Source organism: Streptomyces sp. NPDC001351 (genome assembly GCF_042896045.1).
In the GTDB taxonomy this organism is placed as follows: Bacteria; Actinomycetota; Actinomycetes; order Streptomycetales; family Streptomycetaceae; genus Streptomyces.
Genome location: NZ_JBIAWS010000003.1, coordinates 914,256 through 936,638, shown reverse-complemented (window position 1 = coordinate 936,638; position 22,383 = coordinate 914,256). Strand labels below are relative to the sequence as shown.

Below are 22,383 nucleotides of genomic sequence, written 5' to 3'. Positions count from 1 at the left end.
CAGGTCACCTCACGATGGTCGCGACGGGGAGCTTCTCGATCCGGATCGCCGACGCCTTGAACTCCGCCGTCCCCGCGATCGGGCAGTTCGCCTCGATCGTCAGCTGGTTGGTGTCCACCTCGTCGGGAAAGTGCATGGTCATGAAGGCGAGCCCGGGGCGAAGAGCCGTGTCGACCCATACGGGCGCCACGACCGACCCCCGCCGCGAGGACACCTGGACCTCCTCGCCGACCACGACCCCGTAGCGTTCGGCGTCCTCCGGGCACAGCTCGATGTACTCGCCGCGCCTGAGCGGGGAGGCGAAACCCCCGCTCTGCACACCGGTGTTGTACGAGTCGAGGCGCCGCCCGGTCGTCAGCCGGATCGGGTACTCCTCGTCGGTGAGGTCGACCGGCGGATCGTGCTGGACGATCCCGAAGGGCGCGGGCATTCCGCGCCGGGCCGGGTCCTTCTCCCACAACCGGCCGTGCAGATAGGTCGGTTCGAGCTCCTCGGTGCTCGGGCACGGCCACTGGATGCCCTGGTGTTCCTCCAGGCGTTCGTACGTCATCCCATAGTGGTCCTCAGAGACCGAGCGCAGCTCGTTCCAGACGGCCTCGGCGTCGGCGTACTTCCAGTCGTGGCCGAGGCGTGCCGCCAGTTCGCAGATGATGTCGATGTCCTGGCGCGCCTCGCCGGGCGGGGTCACCGCCTGGCGCACGCGCTGCACCCGCCGCTCGCTGTTGGTGGTCGTGCCGTCGGTCTCCGCCCAGCCGGCGGTGGCCGGCAGGACGACGTCCGCCAGCCCGGCCGTCTTCGTCAGGAAGATGTCCTGGACGACGAGGAAGTCGAGCTGCCGCAGCCGGCGTACGGCCTGCTCGCTGTCGGCCTCCGACTGCGCCGGGTTCTCGCCGATGCAGTAGACGGCCCTGAGGGAGCCCTCCTCCATCGCCTCGAACATCTCCGTCAGGTTCAGCCCGTAGTGCGGCTGGATGACGGTGTCCCAGGCCGACTCGAACTTCAGCCGGGCGTCCGGATCGAGGAGGTCCTGGAAGCCGGGGAGGCGGTTGGGGATGGCGCCCATGTCGCCGCCGCCCTGCACGTTGTTCTGGCCGCGCAGCGGCTGCAGTCCGGCGCCGTAGCGGCCGACCTGGCCGGTCAGCAGGGAGAGGTTGATCAGCGCGCGGACGTTGTCGGTGCCGTTGTGGTGCTCGGTGATGCCGAGGGTCCAGCACAGCTGGGCGCGCTCGGCGCGGGCGTAGGCGTGCGCCAACTCCCGTATCGCAGGCGCCGGTACGCCCGTGACCTTCTCCGCGAGGGACAGGGTCCATGGCTCGACGAGCGCCTGGTACTCCTCGAAGCCGGTCGTCGCCCGCTCGATGAACGCCTCGTTGGCCAGGCCCGCGTGGATGATCTCGCGGCCGAGCGCGTGGGCCATCGGGATGTCGGTGCCGACGTTGAGGCCGAGCCAGCTCTCCGCCCACTCGGCGGTCGACGTACGGCGCGGATCGACGGCGTACATCCGGGCGCCGTTCCTGATCCCCTTCAGGACGTGCTGGAAGAAGATCGGGTGCGCGAAGCGGGCGTTGGAGCCCCACATCACGATGACGTCCGTGTGCTCGATCTCCTCGTACGACGACGTTCCGCCGCCGGAACCGAACGCGGCCGACAGGCCCGCGACGCTGGGCGCGTGACACGTCCGGTTGCAGGAGTCGACGTTGTTGGTGCCCATCACGACCCGAGCGAACTTCTGCGCCACGTAGTTCATCTCGTTCGTGGCGCGGGCGCAGGAGAACATGCCGAACGCGCCGCGGTTGCGCTGCAGCCCGCGCGCCGTCCGGTCCAGGGCCTCCTCCCAGCTCGCCTGCCGGAACGGCTCGTCGCGCGAGTCGCGGACCAGTGGGTGGGTGAGCCGGGTGTAGGTCTTCGGGGTCCGGTCGCGTTTGCTCATACGACACTCCTCATGCGGCGCTCCTCAGCGCGAGCAGGTCCGAGATGGCGTGCACGGTGCGCAGCGTGGGCACCTCGACGCCGGTGATCTCCGCCAACTCGACGACGGCCGCGAGCAGGACGTCGAGTTCGAGCGGCTTGCCGCGCTCCAGGTCCTGGAGCGTGGAGGTGCGGTGGTCGCCGACGCGTTCGGCGCCGGCGAGGCGGCGTTCGATGGAGACGCCGACCTCGCAGCCGAGGGCCTCGGCGACGGCAAGGGTCTCGGCCATCATGGTCTCGATGACCTTGCGGGTGCCGCCGTGCAGACACATCTGCCGCATGGTGGCCCGGGCCAGCGCGCTGATCGGGTTGAAGGAGATGTTGCCGAGCAGCTTGACCCAGATGTCGCCCCGCAGCTCCGGCTCGACCGGGCACTTCAGGCCACCGGCGACCATGGCCTCGCTGAAGGCCAGGCAGCGCTGGGACACGCTGCGGTCGGGCTCGCCGATGGAGAACCGGGTGCCTTCCAAATGCCGTACGACGCCCGGTCCTTCGAGCTCGGTGGCCGCGTAGACGACGCATCCGACGGCCCGTTCGGGCGCGAGTACCGCGCTGACCGCGCCGTCCGGGTCCACGCTCTCCACGCGGTGGCCGTCGTAGGGGCCGCCGTGCCGGTGGAAGTACCACCAGGGGATGCCGTTCTGAGCGGCGACGACGGCCGTGGTGTCGTGCAGAAGGGGCTCGATCAGCGGCCCGCACGCCGCGTACGAGTTGGCCTTCAGGCCCAGGAACACATAGTCGACCGGGCCGATCTCGGCCGGGTCGTCGGTGGCGTGGGCGTGCGCGGTGAAGTCGCCGCGCGGGCTGAGCACCCGTACTCCGTGCTGCCTCATGGCCGCCAAGTGCGGTCCACGGGCGACGAGATGCACATCGGCGCCGGCGCGATGGAGCGCGGCACCGACGTAGGCGCCGATCGCACCGGCGCCGAGAACTGCGACTTTCATGACGAGGGAGCTCCGTTCGGTTCGAGGGATACCGCGGAGATGGCCGAACTGCCGAACGCTGTCGACTGAATATTGTCTACAGTATGGTGGCGGGGGCCACAAGGCTCCGCGCACGGTCGGAAAACCGGGCGGTCCGACCGTTCGGCGCGCGCCGGATACCGTTCATCGCATACGGTCGACGCGCCGCCTTCTCAACTCCCTTGTCGTTCCCTTACGTTCGAGATCATGAGTCCCCCCGTCGCACCGGCCGGCTGGAGCCGCTGGCTGGTTCCCCCCGCCGCTCTCTCCGTCCATCTCTCCATCGGCCAGGCCTACGCCTGGAGTGTCTTCAAGCCGCCCCTGGAGTCCTCGCTCGGCCTCAGTGGCACCCAGAGCGCGCTGCCCTTCCAGCTCGCCATCGTCATGCTCGGTCTGTCGGCCGCGTTCGGCGGCACGCTGGTGGAGCGCAACGGGCCGCGCTGGGCGATGACCGTCGCCCTGGTCTGCTTCTCGTCCGGCTTCCTGATCTCCGCGCTGGGCGCGGCCACCGAGCAGTACTGGCTGATCGTCCTCGGCTACGGCTTCGTCGGCGGCATCGGCCTAGGCATCGGTTACATCTCGCCCGTCTCCACGCTGATCAAGTGGTTCCCGGACAGGCCCGGAATGGCCACGGGCATCGCGATCATGGGCTTCGGCGGCGGCGCGCTCATCGCCTCGCCGTGGTCCACGCAGATGCTGGAGTCGTTCGGCACCGACAGCTCCGGGATCGCGCTCGCGTTCCTCGTGCACGGGCTGTCGTACGCCGTCTTCATGGCGCTCGGCGTGCTGCTGGTGCGGGTGCCGCGCAGTGAGCGGCCGGTCGAGGGCGCGCCGAGCGCCTTCCAGGGGCCACAGGTCTCCGCCGGCACGGCCGTGCGCACCCCGCAGTTCTGGTGTCTGTGGGTCGTGCTCTGCATGAACGTGACCGCGGGCATCGGCATCCTGGAGAAGGCCGCCCCGATGATCCAGGACTTCTTCAAGAACACCTCGACCCCCGTGTCCGTCTCGGCCTCGGCCGGTTTCGTGGCGCTGCTCTCCGCCGCCAACATGGCGGGCCGCATCGGCTGGTCGTCCACCTCCGACCTGATCGGACGCAAGAACATCTACCGCGTCTATCTGGGCTTCGGCGCGCTGATGTACGCGCTGATCGCCCTGTTCGGCGACTCCTCCAAGCCGCTGTTCGTCCTGTGCGCGATGGTGATCCTGTCCTTCTACGGCGGCGGGTTCGCGACCATCCCGGCCTATCTGAAGGACCTGTTCGGCACCTACCAGGTCGGTGCCATCCACGGCCGGCTGCTCACCGCCTGGTCCACGGCCGGCGTCCTCGGACCGCTGATCGTGAACTGGATCGCCGACCACCAGAAGGCCGAAGGCAAGAGCGGCGCGTCCCTCTACAGCCTCTCCTTCATCATCATGATCGGGCTGCTCGTCGTCGGCTTCGTCGCCAACGAACTGGTCCGGCCCGTCAACGCCCGCCACCACATCCCCGCCCCCAGGGAGGAGACCGCCGATGTCGAACGACAGCAGTCAGAGTCCGCCTGACCGGCGCCCGCTGATCGCCTTCGCCTGGCTGTGGGTGGGGGCACCGCTCGCCTACGGGGTGTACGAGCTCGTACAGAAGGCGACGAAGCTGTTCACCGGGTGACTGTTCGGGAAGTGTTCGGGCGTCCGAAGACCTGACAGAAGCCGACAAGCCTGGCGCTCGAATCCTGTCGTCTTGGCTGCCGTCGTACCCGTGAGTCACTGATCAGACTGGTGGATCCCGCTACCCGAGGCAATGAGGGGGACCGCCCAATGAACGGCTCGCGCATCGCCGCCGTCGGCCACTACCAGCCCGCCAAGGTGCTCACCAACGAGGACCTGGCGGGCCTGGTCGACACCAGTGACGAGTGGATCACGTCCAGGGTGGGCATCCGCACACGCCACATCGCCGGACCCGACGAGCCGGTCGACGAGCTGGCCGCCCACGCCGCGGCCAAGGCGCTCGCGGCGGCCGGCCTCGCGCCCGGTGACATCGACCTGGTCCTGGTCGCCACCTCCACCGCCGTGGACCGCTCGCCCAACATGGCCGCCCGGGTCGCCGCCCGGCTCGGCATCCCCTCGCCCGCCGCGATGGACGTCAACGTCGTGTGCGCCGGGTTCACCCACGCCCTGGCCACCGCCGACCACGCGGTCCGGGCGGGTGCCTCGACGCGAGCGCTGGTCATCGGCGCCGACAAGATGTCCGACGTGACCGACTGGAGCGACCGCACCACCTGCGTGCTCGTCGGCGACGGCGCGGGGGCCGCCGTCGTGGAGGCCGCGGAGGAGACCGGAATCGGGCCCGTGCTGTGGGGCTCCGTGCCCGAAATGGGGCACGCCGTACGCATCGAGGGCACGCCTGCGCGGTTCGCACAGGAGGGGCAGAGCGTCTACCGCTGGGCCACCACCCAGCTGCCGCCCATCGCCCGCAAGGCCTGCGAGCGCGCCGGGCTCGCCCCCGAGGAACTCGCCGGAGTCGTCCTGCACCAGGCGAACCTGCGCATCATCGAGCCCCTCGCCGAGAAGATCGGCGCCGTCAACGCCGTCGTCGCGCGGGATGTCGCCGAGTCGGGGAACACCTCGGCCGCGAGTATTCCGCTCGCCTTCTCCAAGCTCGTCGAGCAGGGGGCCATCTCGACCGGGGACCCGGTGCTGCTGTTCGGCTTCGGCGGGAACCTGTCGTACGCCGGACAGGTCGTCCGCTGCCCGTGACCTGCGCGCACGGTCCGATGTGACGCACTCGCCCCCCGCACCCCTGGCCCCGGTGCGCCGTAGACTGTAGACGAAAGACAATCCATACTGGCTTTCCGGCCGCAGTTGCTCCGCGCCGCTCAGGAGGGGGACCGACCGATGTTGTCGACAGGACTGCCGCAGGGCGCGGTGCCCAAGCTCGAACGGCCCGGCCCGCTGCGCGACCGCGTCTACGAAGCGCTCCTGGAACTGATCACCACGCGCGCCCTGCAGCCCGGCCAGCACCTCGTCGAGAGCGAACTCGCAGGCCACCTCGGGGTGTCCCGGCAGCCCGTACGGGAGGCGCTGCAGCGCCTGAACACCGAGGGCTGGGTCGATCTGCGGCCCGCCCAGGGCGCGTTCGTGCACGAGCCGACGGAGGAGGAGGCCGACCAGCTCCTCACCGTCCGCACGCTGCTGGAGGCCGAGGCGGCCCGGCTCGCCGCCGCCAACGCGGGCAGCGCCGGCATCGCGGTCCTCGAGGAGCTGTGCACGGAGGGCGAGAAGGCCGTCGCCGCGGACGACGTGGACGGCGCCGTCACGATGAACGCCCGCTTCCACGCGAAGATCATGGAACTGGCGGGCAACGCGGTCCTCGCCGAGCTCGCCGCCCAGGTCGACCGCCGGGTGCGCTGGTACTACACACCCATCGCCCGGCAGCGCGGACAGCAGTCCTGGACCGAGCACCGCGAGCTGATCGCCGCGATCTCCGACCGTGACGAACAGCGGGCCACCCGGCTGATGCGGGAGCACACCGAGCACACCCGGCGGTCGTACCACGACCGGGCGCAGTCCTGACCTGAGCCACGGAGCGGTCAGGTTCGCACGAGATCCCGTGGTGCCTCGCTCGCCGCGCACCAGCGTGCCTCCACCGCCAGCATGACCACCAACACGCCCACCAGCGCGAGGAGTTCGGCGACCGCCGACAGGTGGACGCCGAGCAGCGCGGCGGCCAGGGGGACCGGGGCGGCGGTCGCCCGGAAGCGGACGGGATGCAGACGCAGGACCGTCCGGAAGGCCGCGTCCCCCGCGAGGAAGAGCGCCACGCCGCCCGCGAGGGCCAGGGCGGGGCCGGTGTGCAGGTGCTCGGTGAGGTGGCCCAGGGTCTTCTTCACACCCGTGGCCAGGTAGGCGATGCCGAGCAGCATCGGCAGGAACGCGTAGTAGTAGGCGTTCATCGCCAGCCGCCAGCGATTCGGTGCCGGCGTGTTCCGGAACGCCGCCTCGGCGGCCTCCTCGTCCCGCACGAAGTACGTCCACCACAGCGCGACCGCGAGCGCCAGCGACAGGAACGCCCCGCCGAACAGGCCCGGGGTGAGCGGCAGTTCGCCGATCCCGGTGCCGATCGCGATGACGGACTCGCCGAACGCGACGATCAGCAGCAGACCGTGCCGCTCCACGAAGTGCGCCGGGTCCAGGCTGCCCAGCTGAACGCGCAGGGCCGCGGCCGACCGCCCGTCGGCCCGGCCGGGGCCGTGCTCGGCCAGGAACGGCGTCACGAACTGCAGGAGCAGCGCGAGCAGCCACAGCCCGTCCGCCGCGAGCCCGTCGAGGAGGCCCGCCGCCGTGACGGCCAGCGCGGCCAGCGAGTTGGGGACGCCGTACCAGATCGCGTCCCGGCCGTGGCTGCGGGTGTAGAGGGTGGTGTGCACGACCACGACGGCCAGGAAGCCGAGCCCGAAGACCACTCCGGTGTCGTCGAAGACGCGCGGGATCGCCAGCGCGCAGACCAGGAACGCGCCCATGCCCAGCATCAGCAGCAGCCGCCGGGAGGGGCGGTCGGGCGGGACCTGGTTGGTGAGGTACGCGTAGGCGCCGTACATCCAGAACAGCACCACGAAGATCAGCGCCACACGGCCCGCCGTGGCGAACGTCAGGTCGCCGGCGAGCAGCACGCTGAGCTGGGTGAGGGTGAAGACGAAGACGAGGTCGAAGAAGAGTTCCAGCGTCGTGACCCGGCGGCCGGGCTCCTCCGCTGCGGTGTTCATGCGTTCCGTGGTGCTCATGCGTTCCCCCTGAACCGGTGCTGACCAGATCGTATGGGGCGGCGGGCAGTTCAGTCTTTGTCCTGTGAGTGGAGAAAGTTGGACGAATGCGTGCACAGCTTCTTCTCAGGTGCGCGGTTCGCTGCTACGTTCCCCTCGAAAGCCCGGACACTGGTGGCCGATTGAGGCGGGGAGGGGTTCGTGAGACGCATGACGGCACGACCCGCGAACGCCCATCAGGCCAGGCTGCTCAAGCTGTTGCGCGACGGAGGACCCAACTCCCGTGCGCAGCTCGGTGACCAGGTCGATCTGTCGCGGTCCAAACTGGCCGTGGAGGTGGACCGGCTGCTGGAGACCGGCCTGGTCGTGGCCGACGGACTCGCCGCCTCGCGCGGCGGCCGCCGCTCCCACAACATCAGGCTCGCACCCGGCCTGCGTTTCCTCGGCGTCGACATCGGCGCGACCTCGGTCGACGTCGCCGTCACCAACGCCGAGCTGGAGATCCTCGAACATCTCAACCAGCCCATGGACGTACGCGAGGGCCCGGTCGCGGTCTTCGAGCAAGTCCTGTCCATGGCCGCGAAGCTGCGGGCCTCGGGGCTCGCGGAGGGTTTCGACGGCGCCGGCATCGGCGTCCCGGGACCCGTCCGCTTCCCCGAGGGCGTCCCCGTGGCTCCGCCGATCATGCCGGGCTGGGACGGCTTCCCCGTACGGGAGGCGCTCAGCCAGGAACTCGGCTGCCCGGTCATGGTCGACAACGACGTGAACCTCATGGCGATGGGGGAGCAGCACGCGGGCGTCGCACGCTCCGTGGGCGACTTCCTCTGCGTCAAGATCGGCACCGGCATCGGCTGCGGCATCGTCGCCGGCGGTGAGGTCCACCGCGGCGTGACGGGCAGCGCGGGAGACATCGGGCACATCCAGGCCGTGCCCGACGGCAACCCGTGCGCCTGCGGCAACCGGGGCTGTCTGGAAGCCCACTTCAGCGGGGCGGCCCTCGCCCGGGACGCCACGGCGGCGGCCGAGCAGGGGCGCTCCGAGGAACTCGCCTCGCGGCTGGCGGCGAACGGCACGCTCACCGCCGTCGACGTCGCCGCCGCGGCCGCCGCGGGCGACGCCACCGCCCTCGATCTGATCCGCGAGGGCGGCAACCGGACCGGCCAGGTCATCGCCGGCCTGGTCTCCTTCTTCAACCCGGGCCTGGTGGTGATCGGCGGCGGGGTGACCGGCCTCGGCCACACCCTGCTCGCCGCCATCCGCACCCAGGTCTACCGCCAGTCGCTGCCCCTCGCGACGGGCCATCTGCCCATCGTCCTCGGGGAGTTGGGCCCGACCGCCGGCGTCATCGGCGCGGCGCGGCTCATCAGCGACCACCTCTTCTCGCCTGCGCAACCAACCCGTTCTTGAAGATCACCGGTACGGCGTCCTGCCCCGCCCTGCCCTGAACACGCCTGCCCGAAAGCGCCCTGAAACCGGCCCGCACGCCCGCCAAGGGGACCTCATGGCACCAGAACCAGCGCTGCTCAGCATGTCCGGCATCACCGAGTCGTTCCCCGGAGTCCGGGCCCTCGACGGCGTCGACCTCGACGTCCAGGCCGGTGAAGTGCACTGCCTGCTCGGCCAGAACGGGCCGGGGAGTCCACCCTCATCAAGGTGCTGGCCGGTGCCCACCAGCCCGACACCGGCACCATCCGCCGGCGGCGAGGAGGTCCCCCTCCGCTCGCCGATCGCCGCCATGCGCCTGGGCATCGCCACCATCTACCAGGAACTCGACCTGGTGGAGCACCTGTCGGTGGCCGAGAACGTCCACCTCGGCCATGAACCCACGGCCGCCGGATTCGTCGTACGCGGACTTCCTGATGGTCGGCGGGGCGGGCGCGCTCTGCGCCTTCCAGGCCATCAAGCAGGACAACGGCGTACTGAAGGCGACCGTCCTGTATCCGCCGACGATGGCCGCCTCCGCGATCGACCTGGCCCGGGCGCTCGGCCGGGGCAAGGGCACAAGCGGTCTCGCCGAGTTCGAGATCCCGGCCTCGCTGACGCTCTGCTCGGCCGTCGTCGACAAGACCAACGTCGACCAGTACATGCCCACCGGCTTCCGCTGGGCCGCATCCTGCCCCCGCACCCCCCGCGGGGCCATCACTACGAGGACGAGGAGGACATCCGTATGGGACAGCCCCAGCAGTCGGACGGACCGGAGGCCGCGACGCCGCCGCTGCGCGTAGGCATGGTCGGCTACGCGTTCATGGGCGCCGCCCACTCCCAGGGCTGGCGCACCGCGGGCCACGTCTTCGACCTGCCCCGCCGCCCGGTCCTGGCCGCGATCTGCGGACGCGACCCGGAGGCCGTGCGCGCGGCGGCCGACCGGCACGGCTGGGCTTCGGCCGAGACCGACTGGCGGGCCCTGATCGCCCGGGACGACATCGACCTCGTGGACATCTGCACCCCCGGCGACAGCCACGCCGAGATCGCCCTGGCCGCCCTCGCCGCCGGAAAGCACGTGCTGTGCGAGAAGCCCCTCGCCAACACGGTCGAGGAGGCCTCGGCGATGACCGCCGCAGCCGAAGCGGCTTATGGACGTGGCCAGTTGGCGATGGTCGGTTTCAACTACCGCCGGGTGCCGGCCACCGCGCTCGCCCGGAACATGATTGCCGAGGGCAGGCTCGGCGCCCTGCGGCACATCCGGGTGACGTATCTCCAGGACTGGCTCGTGGACCCGCAGTTCCCGCTCACCTGGCGGCTGCGCAAGGACCAGGCCGGCTCCGGCGCGCTCGGCGACCTGGGTGCGCACATCGTCGACCTCGCGCAGTACCTGGCGGGGGAGCGGCTGGCCGGGGTCTCCGCCCTGACGGAAACCTTCGTACGGGAGCGGCCGCTGCCCGTCGGCGCCACCAGCGGACTGTCCTCGGTCGCCTCCGCCGGCACCGGACAGGTCACCGTCGACGACGCCGCCCTGTTCACCGGCCGCTTCACCTCCGGCGCCCTGGCCTCCTTTGAGGCGACGCGCTATGCGACCGGCCGCAAGAACGCCCTGCGCATCGAACTCAACGGCGAGCGCGGCTCGTTGGCCTTCGACCTGGAGCGCCTCAACGAGCTATCGTACCACGACGCCACGGAACCCGGCGCGCACGCCGGCTTCCGCCGCATCCTCGTCACCGAACCCGACCACCCCTACCTGGACGCCTGGTGGCCGCCGGGCCACGGCCTCGGCTACGAGCACACCTTCGTCCACCAGGCCCGCGACCTCGTCCACGCGATCGCCGAGGGCCGCAGGCCCGAACCCTCCTTCGCCGACGGCCTGCAGGTGCAGCGCGTACTGGCCGCGGTGGAGGAGAGCGCCGAGAAGAACTCCGTCTACACGCCCATAGCGGTCTGAGGAGGCCCCTGCGCATGCCGCGACAGTTCACGCTCTTCACCGGACAATGGGCCGACCTCCCGCTCGAGGAGGTCTGCCGCCTCGCCCGCGACTTCGGCTACGACGGGCTCGAACTCGCCTGTTGGGGCGACCACTTCGAGGTCGACAAGGCGCTCGCGGACTCCACGTACATCGAGTCCAGGAAGCAACTGCTCGACAAGTACGGCCTCAAGTGCTGGGCCGTGTCCAACCATCTGGTCGGCCAGGCCGTCTGCGACGCCATCATCGACGAGCGCCATCGGGCCATCCTGCCGGGCGAGGTGTGGGGCGACGGCGACCCGGAAGGGGTGCGACGACGCGCGGCGGACCGTATGAAGGACACCGCGCGCGCCGCGGCCGCCTTCGGCGTCGACACCGTCATCGGCTTCACCGGGTCCGCGATCTGGCATCTGGTCGCCATGTTTCCGCCCGCCCCGGAGTCGATGATCGAGCGCGGCTACGAGGACTTCGCCGAACGCTGGAACCCGATCCTCGACGTCTTCGACGAGGAGGGTGTCCGGTTCGCGCACGAGGTCCACCCGAGCGAGATCGCGTACGACTACTGGACAACCTGGCGCGCCCTGGAGGCAGTCGGCGGACGCCCGGCCTTCGGTCTGAACTTCGACCCCTCGCACTTCGTGTGGCAGGACCTCGACCCCGTCGGCTTCCTGTGGGACTTCCGCGACCGGATCTACCACGTCGACTGCAAGGAGGCCCGCAAACGCCTCGACGGCCGCAACGGCCGCCTCGGCTCCCATCTGCCCTGGGGCGACCCGCGCCGCGGCTGGGACTTCGTGTCGGCCGGCCACGGTGACGTCCCCTGGGAGGACGTCTTCAGGATGCTGCGCTCCATCGACTACCAGGGGCCCGTCTCCGTGGAGTGGGAGGACGCCGGCATGGACCGGCTCCAGGGTGCACCAGAAGCCCTGACCCGTCTGAAGGCATACGACTTCGAGCCGCCGTCGGCCTCCTTCGACGCGGCGTTCGGAGGCAACGAGTAACCCGACTCCGTTCCTTCTTCCGTGTGTTCCGGGATGACGGCGCATCCCGGCGTACCGCACCCGCCCGTACAACCGGCCCCTCACTGGAGGCATTCGTGCACGGGAACGACCGCACCACCAGCAGCCGCCCTGTTCAGTGACGTGTTGCCGGCGGGCGCGTCGCTGACCCTCACCGCTCCCCGGGCCGGCGCAGCCGTCGCCGACCCGGGGGCGGCCCCCGCGGCAGCCGCCGCCGAGGACTTCCGGCAGGTCACCCTCGCCAAGGGGGAGGCGGAGGTCGGCGAGCCGATGTCCCTCGCCGTCCTCCCGGACCGCTCGGTCCTGCACACCTCGCGCGACGGCGAACTCCGCCTCACGGACGCCGCCGGAAACACACGGCTCATCGGCAAGCTCGACGTCTACTCCCACGACGAGGAAGGCCTCCAAGGCGTACGACGAGGTCGACCACGGCCTCAACCCGATCGGCAGCCACGTCGGCTACTACTCCAGTGACCCGAGCGCCTACACCTTCGCCCAGAACCTCACCAAGGTCCTCGACGACGCCCAGGCTCTCGGCCTCAAGCACATCGGCACCGCGGCGAACCCGGGCCGCTACGGAAACAGCGTCGACGCCTGGAAGCGGGCCGCCGAGGAGTTCAACGCGTACGGCGCGGCGGCCAAGGCGCGCGGCATGAAGTTCTACCAGCACAACCACTCCGATGAGTTCGCCTTCGCCTCCGACGACCCCAAGGTCCGCCAGACGTCGGCGACATCGACTACCAGCGCTTCATCGCCGCCGTGACCCGGCTGCGCGGCGAGCGCCTCGCCCACCACTGGCAGACCGAACACGACCAGCCGGCCGAGTCGTTCACCTTCGCACGCCGCTCCAGCGCCTACCTGCACTCACTGCGCGAGAAGTGCTGACGGCGCCACAGGGGCGCACACGTGAGGCGGCCCTCTCCGCAATCCCGGGGAGGGCCGCCTCACGCGCGTGTGCCGTCAACCGTCAGCCTGCGGGCTGCGGTTGCGGGGCCGGCGCATCCGAGCTGCTGCGTCCCGGCTGCCGCAGCAGCAGGGCGATCGCCGCCGCGACCATCGAGACGCCGCCGGCCAGCGCGTACGCCCCGTTGTAGCCCCAGGCCGCGACCACCATGGAGCCGAGGCCGCCGCCGAACAGGCCGCTGACCAGCTTTCCGCTGTACACAAGGCCGTAGTTGGTGGCGTTGTAGTTCTCCCCGAAGTAGTCCGGGGTCAGCGCCGCGAACATCGGGTAGAACGCGCCGCCGCCGAAGCCGGAGAGGAAGGCGAAGAACAGGAAGAGCCACTCGCTCTTCATCTCGCCCGCCAGGATCACACCGAACTGGGCCAGTCCCAGGACGACGATGACGAACACCAGGGTCGACTTGCGGCCCCACTTGTCGGACAGCCAGCCCACCACACCGCGTCCGATGCCGTTGATGACCGCCATGACACCCATGGAGGACGCTGCCACCAGGGGGCCGAAGCCGACGTCCTTGGCGTAGTCGACCTGGAAGGAGATCCCGAAGATCGACACACCGGCGGTCATCACGATGGAGATCCACATCAGCGGCAGCATGCCCGTCCTGATGGCCTCCTTGGGTGTGTACTGCTTCGTCGCAGGCGGGTTCTTGGCAAGGCTCTCCGCGCCCTTCCGGGCCCCGGAGAAGGTCAGCGGATCGATGTCCGCGGGCCACCAGTTCTTCGGCGGGTCCTTGAAGAAGAACGCGCACCCGAACACCACGATCATGATGTAGCAGCCGATCAGGTCCAGGACGCGGTGGTAGTTCCCGGTGTCGAAGGCGTAGTTGAAGATGAAGATGAAAGGCAGCGATCCGTAGGCGAAGCCGCCGTTGACGAAGCCGGTGCGGGCGCCGCGGCGCTCGGGGAACCACTTGCCGACCATGTTGATGCAGGTCGCGTAGACCAGGCCGGCACCGAGCCCGCCGATGACTCCGAAGCCCAGGATCGCCAGCCACACGTTGCTCAGGTGCGACAGCGCGAGGAATCCGACCAGACACATCCCGGAGCCGGTGTACATGGCCTTGCGGGCCGTCAGGATGCCCTTCTCGCGCAGCCAGCCCGCCGGGAAGGCGATGCCGGCCTGGAAGAACACCCAGACGCTGAGGATCCAGAAGGTGTTGGACTGCGTCCAGCCGTGCGCGTGGGACAGCGTGTCCTCCGCGGAGCCGTACGCGTATTCGAAGACGCTGATGGCCATCATGGCGATCCACGGGAGGTACACCATGAGCTTGCGCGAATGGCCGAGGATGTCCCGGTCGGTCTCGCCGATGCGGTAGACGCGGCCTCGGGCGTCGGTCACTTCACGGTAGGGACGGTTCGCGGCTGTCGGATCGGCCGCGAGCGGGTCTGCTGTCATGCTTATGCCATCTCCTCGCCGAGCGGGTGCGGGTTGGGGACGATGCGCCGGGCCTTCGGCCGGCCCGGGGACTTCAGGAAGAGCGCCAGCACCGCGGAGGCCAGGCCGATGGAACCCGCCAGCACGAACGCGCCGTGGTAGTCCCATGCGCCGACGACGACCGCGCCCAGGCCGGAGCCGACGAGCCCGGAGATCAGCTTCGAGCTGTAGACCATTCCGTAGTTGGTGGCGTTGTTGTTCTCGCCGAAGTAGTCCGCCGTCATGGCCGCGAACAGCGGGAAGATCGCGCCGCCGCCGAAACCGGAGACCATGGAGCAGAACAGGAAGAACGGCATGCTGCCCAGCTGGCCGGAGACCAGTACACCGAACTGCGCCGTGCCGAGCACGATGCAGACGATGATCAGTGTGTTGCGCCGGCCGATGGGGGTGCCCCCGCGCGAGCTTGTTCGAGCGTGGGGGAGGTCGGAGATCCAGCCGATGACACCGCGCCCGGTGCCGTTGACGACGGCCTTCAGGGACATCGCGGTGGCCACGACCCCGCCCGCGAACCCCATGTCCTTGCCGAACGGCACCTGGAAGGCGATGCCGAAGATGTTGATGCCGGCCGTGCACAGCAGACAGAACCACATCATCCACAGGACGGGGGTACGGGCGGCCTCCTTGGGGGTGTACTGCTTGACGGCGGGCGGGTTCTTCTCCAGGGCCCGGCGGATCTTCGGGTCGTCGGTCATCCTCAGCGGGTCGACGTGCGCGGGCCACCAGTTCTTCGGCGGGTCCTGGAAGAACCAGCCGGCCGCGGCCACCAGCAGGCACAGCCCGATGCCCGCAGAGGCGAGCACGGTCCGGTAGTTGCTCAGGTCCATGTACGAGGTGAACAGGAAGACGAAGGGCACGGAGCCGTAGGCGAAACCGCCGTTGACGAAGCCCGTCTTGCCGCCCTTGCGCTCCGGATACCACTTGCCGACCATGTTCACACAGGTCGCGTAGACGAGACCGGCGCCGATGCCGCTGCACATGCCGAAGCCGACATACGCGACGGCCACGTTCGGCGCGTACGCCAGCGACAGATAGCCCAGCATGGTGCCGACGGCGCCGATCATCATCGCCGTACGGGCGGGCAGCCTGCCGCTCTCCCGCAGCTGCCCGGCGGGAAAGGCCACGGCCGCCTGGAAGAACACCCAGACGCCCATCAGCCAGAAGATGTGTCCGCTGCTCCACAGATGAGCCTCGTGGAGCGTGTCCTCCGCCGATGTGAACGCGTACTCGGCGGAGCTGATGCCCATCATCCCCACCCAGGGCAGGACGACCATCCACTTGCGTGGTCGGCCCATGACGTCGGTATCGGACTCACCGATCCGGTACACGCGGCCATGGCGATCCGTCACCTCCCTGTAGGGGACGGACGTCGAGTGGTCGGTGGTTGTCATCGCTCAGCACCCCTTGCATCGAAAGCTCTGGCCAGCGCCCCCTGTCCAATGCCTTTCGCGTGCGCACGGGTCCCGGGGCCGGCCGACCGCACTGTCGGCCGGCCCCGCGCTTCGCTCACCTCATGAACCGCCCCCCAACAAGCCCGCCGCCCGCGCCCAGCGGTACTTCGCACCCAGCACGGCCACCGGCTTCTCGGTCGTGTACGGATAAGCCACGACCCCTCGCTCGTAGAGGTACTGGCAGGCCTCCTCGACCTCGACGTCACCCGCGAGGGAGGCCACCACGGGCTTCTCGATGCCGCGCTCCCGGAATTCGGCCACCACGCGCGCGGTGAGCTCCGCGAAGACCATCGGGGGAGTGACGATGGTGTGCCAGTAGCCGAGGACGAGCGCGTGGATGCGCGGGTCCTGAAGGCCCAGCCGAATCGTTGCCTCGTACGTCCACGGAGGCTCGCCTCCGGTGATGTCGACGGGGTTGCCGGCGGCCCCGAAGGGCGGGATGAACTTGCGGAAGGCCTCGTCGAGGTCCGGCGGGATCTCCATCAGGGACAGCCCGTTGTCGCTCACCGCGTCGGACAGCAGCACACCGCTGCCGCCGGCCCCGGTGATGATCACGACGTTGTCGCCCTGGGGAGCCGGAAGCACCGGCAACGCGCGCGCGTACTCGAGCATGTCGTTCAGCCCCGGCGCCCTGATGACACCCGCCTGCCTGAGGATGTCGTCGTACACGGCGTCGTCGCCCGCCAGCGCCCCGGTGTGCGAACCGGCGGCCTTCGCACCCGCCGCCGTACGGCCCGCCTTGAGCACCACGACCGGCTTCTTCGGCACGGTCGCCCGTGCGGCCTCCACGAAGGCGCGGCCGTCCTTGAGGTCCTCCAGATGCATCGCGATGCACTCGGTGTGCGGGTCCTCGCCGAACCAGGTGAGCAGGTCGTCCTCGTCCAGGTCCGACTTGTTGCCCAGGCCCACGATCGCCGACACACCCGTCTTCGTGGTGCGCGCGAAACCCAGGATGGCCATCCCGATGCCACCGGACTGCGAGGTCAGCGCGACACCGCCCTTGACGTCGTACGGCGTGCAGAACGTGGCGCACAGGTCCTGCCACGTCGAGTAGTAGCCGTAGATGTTCGGCCCGAGGAGGCGCACGCCGTGCCGCTCGGCGATCGCGACGATCTCCTCCTGGAGCTCGTGCTCGCCGGTCTCCGCGAACCCGGAGGGGATCAGCACGGCGTTCGGGATCTTCTTGCGTCCCACCTCCTCCAGTGCCGAGGCCACGAACTTGGCGGGGATCGCGAAGACCGCCACATCCACCTCACCGGGAACGTTCGTGACACTCTTGTACGCCTTGCGGCCCTGAATGTCATCGGCCTTGGGGTTCACCGGATGGATCTCTCCGGCGAAGCCGCCGTCGATGAGGTTGCGCATCACCGAGTGGCCGATCTTGCCCTGCTCGTTGGAGGCACCGATCACGGCGACGGACGAGGGCTGCATCAGGTGGCGCATGGAGGTGAGGATCTCCTCGCGCGTGTACGCGCGCCGCGGCTTCGGCACCGACTCGGCGAGGATCACGCGGATGTCCGCCGCGACCGCGCCCTCAGGAGTGGCGATCACCGGGTTGAGGTCGACCTCCGCGATCTCCGGGAAGTCCGTGACCAGTTGCGAGACCCGGCGGATCTGCTCGGCGATCGCCCACCGGTCGACGCCCGCCTGCCCGCGCACCCCGTGCAGGACCTCCGCCGAGCGGATCGAGTCCAGCATGGACAGCGCCTCGTCGGCGCTCACCGGCGCCAGGCGGAACGTGACGTCCTTGAGGACCTCGACGAGCACACCGCCGAGCCCGAAGGCGACCACCTTCCCGAACGTCGGGTCCGTCACCGCGCCGACGATGACCTCCTGCCCCTGCGGGAGCAGCTCCTGGACCTGTACGCCCTCGATGCGCGCGGACGCGTTGTACGCGCGCGCGTTCTCGACGATCTCGTGGAACGCGGCCCGGACGTCCGCGGCGCCCTCGACGCCGACGATCACACCGCCGGCGTCGGTCTTGTGCAGGATGTCCGGGGAGACGATCTTCATCACCACGGGCCCGCCGAAGCGCGCGGCGTACGAGACGGCCTCGTCGACGTCGGTCGCCAACTCCTCACCCGGTACGGCGATCCCGTACGCGTCGGCGATCACCTTGCCCTCGGGTGCGGTGAGCGCGGTGCGGCCCTCGGCCCGCGCAGTGTCGAGGAGCGACCGCACCCTCGGCTCCCGGTCTTCGGCCATCACGTCAGATCACTCCGTTCGACTTGAGCAGGCGCAGTTCCTCGTCGCCGAGGCCGAGTTCGCCGATGTAGACCTCTTCGTTGTGCTCGCCGAGCAGGGGTGAACTGGTCACCTCGACGGGGGAGTCGGAGAGCTTGAGCGGGCTGCCCACCGTGGTGAACTCGCCGCGCTCGGGGTGCGGGACGGTGACGACCATCTCGTTGGCGATCAGCGAGTCGTCCTCGATGATCTCCTTGGTGGACAGGATCGGCCCGCACGGGATGTTGTGCGCGTTGAGCCGCTCCAGCACCTCCCACTTGGGAAGCGTCGAGGACCACTCCTCGATCAGCTGGAACATCTTGTTGAGCTTGGGCAGCCGGGCCTGGGGCGTCGCCCACTCGGGGTCATCGGCCAGCTCCGGCCGGCCGATGAGTTCGCTGATCGGCTTCCAGCCGACGGGCTGCACGATGACGTACACGTAGTCGTTGGGGCCGCCCGGCGCACACTTGACCGCCCAGCCGGGCTGGCCGCCGCCCGAGGCGTTTCCGGACCGGGGAACTTCCGTGCCGAAGTCCTCGTTGGGATATTCAGCGAGCGGGCCGTGGGCCAGGCGCTGCTGATCGCGCAGCTTCACCCGGCAGAGGTTGAGCACAGCGTGCTGCATGGCCACGTTCACCCGCTGACCGCGCCCGGTGTGCTCCCGCTGGAACAGCGCCGCGAGTATCCCCGCCACGGCGTGGACGCCCGTCCCCGAGTCCCCGATCTGGGCCCCCGTCGCCAGCGGCGGCCCGTCCTCGAAACCGGTGGTCGACATCGACCCGCCCATGGCCTGCGCGACGACCTCGTACGCCTTGAAGTTGGTGTACGGGCCGTCCCCGAACCCCTTGATGGAGGCATAGACGATCCGCGGATTGATCTCCTGGATGCGGTCCCAGGTGAAACCCATACGGTCGACCGCGCCCGGTCCGAAGTTCTCGACCATGACGTCGGAGCGCCGGATCAGCTCGGTGAGGATCTCCTTGCCGCGCTCGGTCTTGGTGTTCAGGGTGATGCTCCGCTTGTTGCAGTTGAGCATCGTGAAGTAGAGGGAGTCGACGTCCGGCAGGTCGCGCAGCTGCCCCCGCGTGATGTCACCGGTCGGCGCCTCCAGCTTGACCACGTCCGCCCCGAGCCAGGCGAGCAGCTGGGTGGCGGAGGGCCCGGACTGGACGTGGGTCATGTCGAGGACGCGGATGCCGGCGAGGGCCTTGGCGGGCGTTCCAGTCATGCGGGCCACCTCACTTGTACATCGTCTGGTTCATGGTTCCGGGGGCGTACGCGTCCGGGTCGACCCAGACGTTGATCAGCGACGGCTTGCCCGACTCACGGGCACGCCGCAGCGCCGGGCCGATGTCGGCGGGGTCGCGGACCTCCTCGCCGTAACCGCCCAGCATCTGCGCGAACTTGTCGTAGTGGACGTCGCCGAGGGTGTTGCCGACCCGCTCGCGCTCCAGGCCGTACTTCTGGGCCTGGCCGTAGCGGATCTGGTTCATGGAGGAGTTGTTGCCGACGATGCCGACGAAGGGGAGGCCGTAGCGGACGAGGGTTTCGAAGTCCCAGCCGGTGAGGGAGAAGGCGCCGTCGCCGAACAGGGCGACGACCTCCTTGTCGGGCCGTGCCTGCTTGGCCGCGAGTACGAAGGGGACGCCGACGCCGAGGGTGCCGAGCGGGCCCGGGTCCATCCAGTGCCCGGGTGACTTGGGCTGGACGACCTGCCCGGAGAAGGTGACGATGTCGCCGCCGTCGCCGATGTAGATGGAGTCCTCGGTGAGGAAGTCGTTGATCTCGCTGACCAGGCGGTAGGGGTGGATCGGTGAGGCGTCGGACCGCAGGCTCGGCAGCCGCTTCTCGATCGCGGTCTGCTCGGCGGCGCGCAGCTCGTCGAGCCACTCCTTGCGCTTGGCGGCGCCGCCGTTGATGCGTCCGGAGGCGGCCTCGGTCACCGACTTCAGCACGCGCCCGGCGTCGCCGACGATCCCGAGGTCGATGTCGCGGTTCTTGCCCACCGTCCGGTAGTCGAGGTCGATCTGCACGACGGTCGCGTCGGGGGAGAGCCGCTTGCCGTAGCCCATGCGGAAGTCGAAGGGCGTGCCGACGACGACGATGACGTCCGCGTGGGAGAAGGCGTACCGGCGCGAGAGCTGGAAGTGGTGCGGGTCGCCGGGCGGGAGGGTGCCGCGGCCCGCCCCGTTCATATAGGCGGGGATGTTGAGGGTCCGTACGAGGTCGATGGCCGCCTCGGTGCCGCGGGTCGTCCACACCTGGCTGCCGAGCAGGATGGCCGGCTTCTCGGCGTGCACGAGCAGGTCGGCGAGCTTCTCGACGGCCTCGGGGTCACCGGCCGAGCGGGTCGAGGCGCGGTAGGCGCCGGACTTCGGCACGCGTGCCCTGCTCACCGGCACCTTGGCGTCCAGCACGTCGCGGGGGATCTCCAGGAAGGAGGGGCCCGGCGCGCCGTGGTAGCACTCACGGAAGGCCATGGACACCATGTCCGCCGCGCGGGCCGTGTCCGGCACGGCCGCCGCGAACTTGGTGATCGGCGTCATCATGTCGACGTGCGGCAGGTCCTGCAGGGACCCCATCTTGTGCTGGGTGAGGGCCCCCTGACCGCCGATCAGCAGCATCGGGGACTCCGCGCGGAAGGCGTTGGCGACACCGGTGACGGCGTCCGTCGTGCCCGGACCCGCGGTGACGACCGCGCAGCCGGGTTTGCCGGTGAGACGGGCGTAACCGTCGGCGGCATGGGCGGCGACCTGCTCATGGCGGACGTCGACGACCTCTATGCCCTCGTCGACGCAACCGTCGTAGATGTCGATGATGTGGCCGCCGCACAAGGTGTAGATGCGGTCGACCCCCTCGGCCTTGAGTGCCTTGGCAACGAGATGACCACCGGAAATCACGTCCTGGGTGTCGTCGGGCATGGCGAAGTCCTGTCCCTTCGTAGGGGTTCGAACTGCTCTCGCGGTACATTGCATACAGTCGACGAATACTGTATGAACCTTGTTATCCCGCATCCAGTGAGTGGTGTCCAGGGGGCGTGCGGCAATTTCCGGGGGTCTGGGGGTCCCTCCCAGAAGACACAGCGGTCAGGAGCCGAAATGGACCTGTACGAGCACCAGGCAAGGGAACTCTTCGAGGAACACGGCATCGTGGTGCCGAGGGCCGAGGTCACCGACTCGCCCAAGGAAGCACGTGAGATCGCCCGCAGGCTCGGCGGTCGCGTCGTCGTCAAGGCGCAGGTCAAGACCGGTGGGCGGGGCAAGGCGGGCGGTGTGAAGCTCGCCGCGGACCCGGCCGCCGCGGAGCTCACCGCACGTCAGATCCTCGGTGTGGACATCAAGGGCCACACGGTCGGCAAGGTGATGCTGGCCCAGCCCGTGGACATCGAGACGGAGTTCTACGCCTCCTATGTGCTCGACCGTGCGGCGGGCCGCTTCCTCGCCATCGCCTCCGCCGAGGGAGGCATGGGGATAGAGGAGGTCGCCGCGAGCCGGCCGGAGGCGGTGGCCCGTATCCACATCGACCCGGCCGAGGGCGTCACCTCGGCGAAGGCGAACGAGATCGCCGAGGCGGCCGGACTGCCGGCGCAGACCGTCGACGTCCTCGTACGGCTCTGGGAGGTCCTGGTCCGGGAGGACGCCGTCCTCGTCGAGGTCAACCCGCTCGTGCGGACGTCGCAGGGGCAGATCCTCGCCCTCGACGGCAAGGTCACCCTCGACGACAACGCCCGCTTCCGGCAGGCCCGTTGGGGCGCCGAGGACGTGGAGCACGACGACCCCCTGGAGGCGGCGGCCGCCGCCAAGGGCCTCAACTACGTCAAGCTGGACGGCGAGGTCGGCATCATCGGCAACGGCGCGGGCCTGGTCATGTCGACCCTCGACGTCGTCGCGGGCTGCGGCGCCCGCCCCGCCAACTTCCTCGACATCGGCGGCGGAGCCTCCGCCCAGATCATGGCCGACGGCCTCTCGGTCATCCTGTCCGACCCGGCCGTCAAGTCGGTCTTCGTCAACGTCTTCGGCGGAATCACCGCCTGCGACGCGGTCGCCGACGGCATCGTGCAGGCCCTGGACAGAGTGCAGTTGACCAAACCACTCGTCGTGCGGCTCGACGGCAACAACGCGGCCCGCGGGCGCGCCATCCTCGACGAGCGCGCGCACCCCCTGGTCCAGCAGGCCACCACCATGGACGGCGCCGCCGGCCGTGCCGCCCAACTCGCCACCAGCGGCTGAAGGAGC

At 69.7% G+C, this 22,383-nt stretch carries 16 protein-coding genes and 4 pseudogenes; 12 read left to right on the top strand and 8 right to left on the bottom strand.

Translation table 11 applies throughout. The features are described 5' to 3' along the window. Positions 1–4: 4 nt before the first annotated feature. Together ACFY1U_RS14465 and ACFY1U_RS14460 are read right to left on the bottom strand one after the other, a co-directional pair. Positions 5–1,930: a molybdopterin oxidoreductase family protein gene (locus ACFY1U_RS14465; RefSeq protein WP_390694434.1), complete on the bottom strand. Its 1,926-nt coding sequence runs from the start codon at positions 1,928–1,930 to the stop codon at positions 5–7. A 10-nt stretch (positions 1,931–1,940) separates the two neighbouring features. After that, positions 1,941–2,912, bottom strand: a complete 972-nt coding sequence (locus tag ACFY1U_RS14460) for a 2-dehydropantoate 2-reductase (protein ID WP_390694433.1) — start codon at positions 2,910–2,912, stop codon at positions 1,941–1,943. A gap of 225 nt (positions 2,913–3,137) precedes the next feature. Between ACFY1U_RS14460 and ACFY1U_RS14455 the strand changes: the two genes are divergently transcribed. From ACFY1U_RS14455 to ACFY1U_RS14440, 4 genes are all read left to right on the top strand, one after another. Beyond that, entirely contained in the window at positions 3,138–4,472 is a 1,335-nt protein-coding gene (locus ACFY1U_RS14455; RefSeq protein WP_390694432.1) for an OFA family MFS transporter, read from the top strand. Next, on the top strand, positions 4,441–4,575 hold the full coding sequence (locus ACFY1U_RS14450; RefSeq protein ID WP_266962832.1) for a hypothetical protein: 135 nt from the start codon (positions 4,441–4,443) through the stop codon (positions 4,573–4,575). The genes ACFY1U_RS14455 and ACFY1U_RS14450 overlap by 32 nt, the downstream gene beginning before the upstream one ends. 149 nt (positions 4,576–4,724) lie before the next feature. Next, the gene (locus ACFY1U_RS14445; protein ID WP_390694431.1) at positions 4,725–5,663 is read left to right on the top strand and encodes a beta-ketoacyl-ACP synthase III; all 939 of its coding nucleotides are present in this window, start codon (positions 4,725–4,727) and stop codon (positions 5,661–5,663) included. Positions 5,664–5,801: 138 nt separating this feature from the next. Then, the gene (locus ACFY1U_RS14440) at positions 5,802–6,479 is read left to right on the top strand and encodes a GntR family transcriptional regulator (RefSeq protein ID WP_390694430.1); all 678 of its coding nucleotides are present in this window, start codon (positions 5,802–5,804) and stop codon (positions 6,477–6,479) included. A 17-nt stretch (positions 6,480–6,496) separates the two neighbouring features. Here ACFY1U_RS14440 and ACFY1U_RS14435 read toward each other — a convergent pair whose 3' ends face one another. Then, positions 6,497–7,687: a low temperature requirement protein A gene (locus ACFY1U_RS14435; RefSeq protein WP_390694429.1), complete on the bottom strand. Its 1,191-nt coding sequence runs from the start codon at positions 7,685–7,687 to the stop codon at positions 6,497–6,499. 189 nt (positions 7,688–7,876) lie between these two features. Here ACFY1U_RS14435 and ACFY1U_RS14430 point away from each other — a divergent pair, with 189 nt between their 5' ends. The 7 genes and pseudogenes from ACFY1U_RS14430 to ACFY1U_RS14400 form a co-directional block, all read left to right on the top strand. Then, complete coding sequence (locus ACFY1U_RS14430) at positions 7,877–9,073, top strand: ROK family protein (protein WP_390694428.1); 1,197 nt, start codon at positions 7,877–7,879, stop codon at positions 9,071–9,073. 94 nt (positions 9,074–9,167) lie between these two features. After that, positions 9,168–9,518: pseudogene (locus ACFY1U_RS14425) on the top strand (ATP-binding cassette domain-containing protein); the annotation flags it as partial. Further along, a pseudogene (locus tag ACFY1U_RS14420) lies at positions 9,517–9,768 on the top strand (sugar ABC transporter substrate-binding protein); the annotation flags it as partial. The pseudogenes ACFY1U_RS14425 and ACFY1U_RS14420, both read left to right, overlap by 2 nt. A 65-nt stretch (positions 9,769–9,833) precedes the next feature. After that, positions 9,834–11,042 (top strand): Gfo/Idh/MocA family protein, encoded by a 1,209-nt coding sequence (locus tag ACFY1U_RS14415; RefSeq protein WP_390694531.1) that lies wholly within the window; start codon positions 9,834–9,836, stop codon positions 11,040–11,042. A 14-nt stretch (positions 11,043–11,056) separates the two neighbouring features. Continuing rightward, positions 11,057–12,061 carry a sugar phosphate isomerase/epimerase family protein gene (locus ACFY1U_RS14410; protein WP_390694427.1) on the top strand — a complete coding sequence of 335 codons (1,005 nt, stop codon included), beginning with the start codon at positions 11,057–11,059 and terminating at the stop codon, positions 12,059–12,061. Between the two features lie 33 nt (positions 12,062–12,094). Further along, positions 12,095–12,493: pseudogene (locus ACFY1U_RS14405) on the top strand (glycosyl hydrolase); the annotation flags it as partial. Beyond that, positions 12,432–12,964 (top strand): annotated as a pseudogene (locus tag ACFY1U_RS14400) (hypothetical protein); the annotation flags it as partial. The pseudogenes ACFY1U_RS14405 and ACFY1U_RS14400, both read left to right, overlap by 62 nt. An 82-nt stretch (positions 12,965–13,046) precedes the next feature. On the opposite strand, the gene ACFY1U_RS14395 reads toward ACFY1U_RS14400, so the two are convergent. From ACFY1U_RS14395 to ACFY1U_RS14375, 5 genes are all read right to left on the bottom strand, one after another. Beyond that, a complete protein-coding gene (locus tag ACFY1U_RS14395) occupies positions 13,047–14,438 on the bottom strand; it encodes an OFA family MFS transporter (RefSeq protein WP_390694426.1) in 1,392 nt (463 codons plus the stop codon). A gap of 2 nt (positions 14,439–14,440) precedes the next feature. Continuing rightward, the gene (locus ACFY1U_RS14390) at positions 14,441–15,865 is read right to left on the bottom strand and encodes an OFA family MFS transporter (protein WP_390694425.1); all 1,425 of its coding nucleotides are present in this window, start codon (positions 15,863–15,865) and stop codon (positions 14,441–14,443) included. Between the two features lie 120 nt (positions 15,866–15,985). Beyond that, on the bottom strand, positions 15,986–18,130 hold the full coding sequence (locus ACFY1U_RS14385) for an acetate--CoA ligase family protein (protein WP_390694530.1): 2,145 nt from the start codon (positions 18,128–18,130) through the stop codon (positions 15,986–15,988). A 4-nt stretch (positions 18,131–18,134) separates the two neighbouring features. Beyond that, positions 18,135–19,376 carry a formyl-CoA transferase gene (frc, locus tag ACFY1U_RS14380; protein WP_390694424.1) on the bottom strand — a complete coding sequence of 414 codons (1,242 nt, stop codon included), beginning with the start codon at positions 19,374–19,376 and terminating at the stop codon, positions 18,135–18,137. Between the two features lie 10 nt (positions 19,377–19,386). Continuing rightward, positions 19,387–21,069, bottom strand: a complete 1,683-nt coding sequence (locus ACFY1U_RS14375) for a thiamine pyrophosphate-binding protein (protein WP_390694423.1) — start codon at positions 21,067–21,069, stop codon at positions 19,387–19,389. A 177-nt stretch (positions 21,070–21,246) separates the two neighbouring features. On the opposite strand from ACFY1U_RS14375, the gene sucC reads away from it, so the two are divergent. Then, a complete protein-coding gene (sucC, locus tag ACFY1U_RS14370; protein WP_390694422.1) occupies positions 21,247–22,377 on the top strand; it encodes an ADP-forming succinate--CoA ligase subunit beta in 1,131 nt (376 codons plus the stop codon). Positions 22,378–22,383 lie beyond the last annotated feature (6 nt).

Coding starts and splice junctions, on each gene's coding strand:
- ACFY1U_RS14430 (WP_390694428.1), top strand. CDS start 7,877: ATGACGGCACGACCCGCGAACGCCCATCAGGCCAGGCTGCTCAAGCTG.
- ACFY1U_RS14460 (WP_390694433.1), bottom strand. CDS start 2,912: ATGAAAGTCGCAGTTCTCGGCGCCGGTGCGATCGGCGCCTACGTCGGT.
- ACFY1U_RS14445 (WP_390694431.1), top strand. CDS start 4,725: ATGAACGGCTCGCGCATCGCCGCCGTCGGCCACTACCAGCCCGCCAAG.
- ACFY1U_RS14415 (WP_390694531.1), top strand. CDS start 9,834: ATGGGACAGCCCCAGCAGTCGGACGGACCGGAGGCCGCGACGCCGCCG.
- ACFY1U_RS14450 (WP_266962832.1), top strand. CDS start 4,441: ATGTCGAACGACAGCAGTCAGAGTCCGCCTGACCGGCGCCCGCTGATC.
- ACFY1U_RS14455 (WP_390694432.1), top strand. CDS start 3,138: ATGAGTCCCCCCGTCGCACCGGCCGGCTGGAGCCGCTGGCTGGTTCCC.
- ACFY1U_RS14435 (WP_390694429.1), bottom strand. CDS start 7,687: ATGAGCACCACGGAACGCATGAACACCGCAGCGGAGGAGCCCGGCCGC.
- frc (WP_390694424.1), bottom strand. CDS start 19,376: ATGACTGGAACGCCCGCCAAGGCCCTCGCCGGCATCCGCGTCCTCGAC.
- ACFY1U_RS14390 (WP_390694425.1), bottom strand. CDS start 15,865: ATGACAACCACCGACCACTCGACGTCCGTCCCCTACAGGGAGGTGACG.
- sucC (WP_390694422.1), top strand. CDS start 21,247: ATGGACCTGTACGAGCACCAGGCAAGGGAACTCTTCGAGGAACACGGC.
- ACFY1U_RS14385 (WP_390694530.1), bottom strand. CDS start 18,130: ATGGCCGAAGACCGGGAGCCGAGGGTGCGGTCGCTCCTCGACACTGCG.
- ACFY1U_RS14375 (WP_390694423.1), bottom strand. CDS start 21,069: ATGCCCGACGACACCCAGGACGTGATTTCCGGTGGTCATCTCGTTGCC.
- ACFY1U_RS14395 (WP_390694426.1), bottom strand. CDS start 14,438: ATGACAGCAGACCCGCTCGCGGCCGATCCGACAGCCGCGAACCGTCCC.
- ACFY1U_RS14440 (WP_390694430.1), top strand. CDS start 5,802: ATGTTGTCGACAGGACTGCCGCAGGGCGCGGTGCCCAAGCTCGAACGG.
- ACFY1U_RS14410 (WP_390694427.1), top strand. CDS start 11,057: ATGCCGCGACAGTTCACGCTCTTCACCGGACAATGGGCCGACCTCCCG.
- ACFY1U_RS14465 (WP_390694434.1), bottom strand. CDS start 1,930: ATGAGCAAACGCGACCGGACCCCGAAGACCTACACCCGGCTCACCCAC.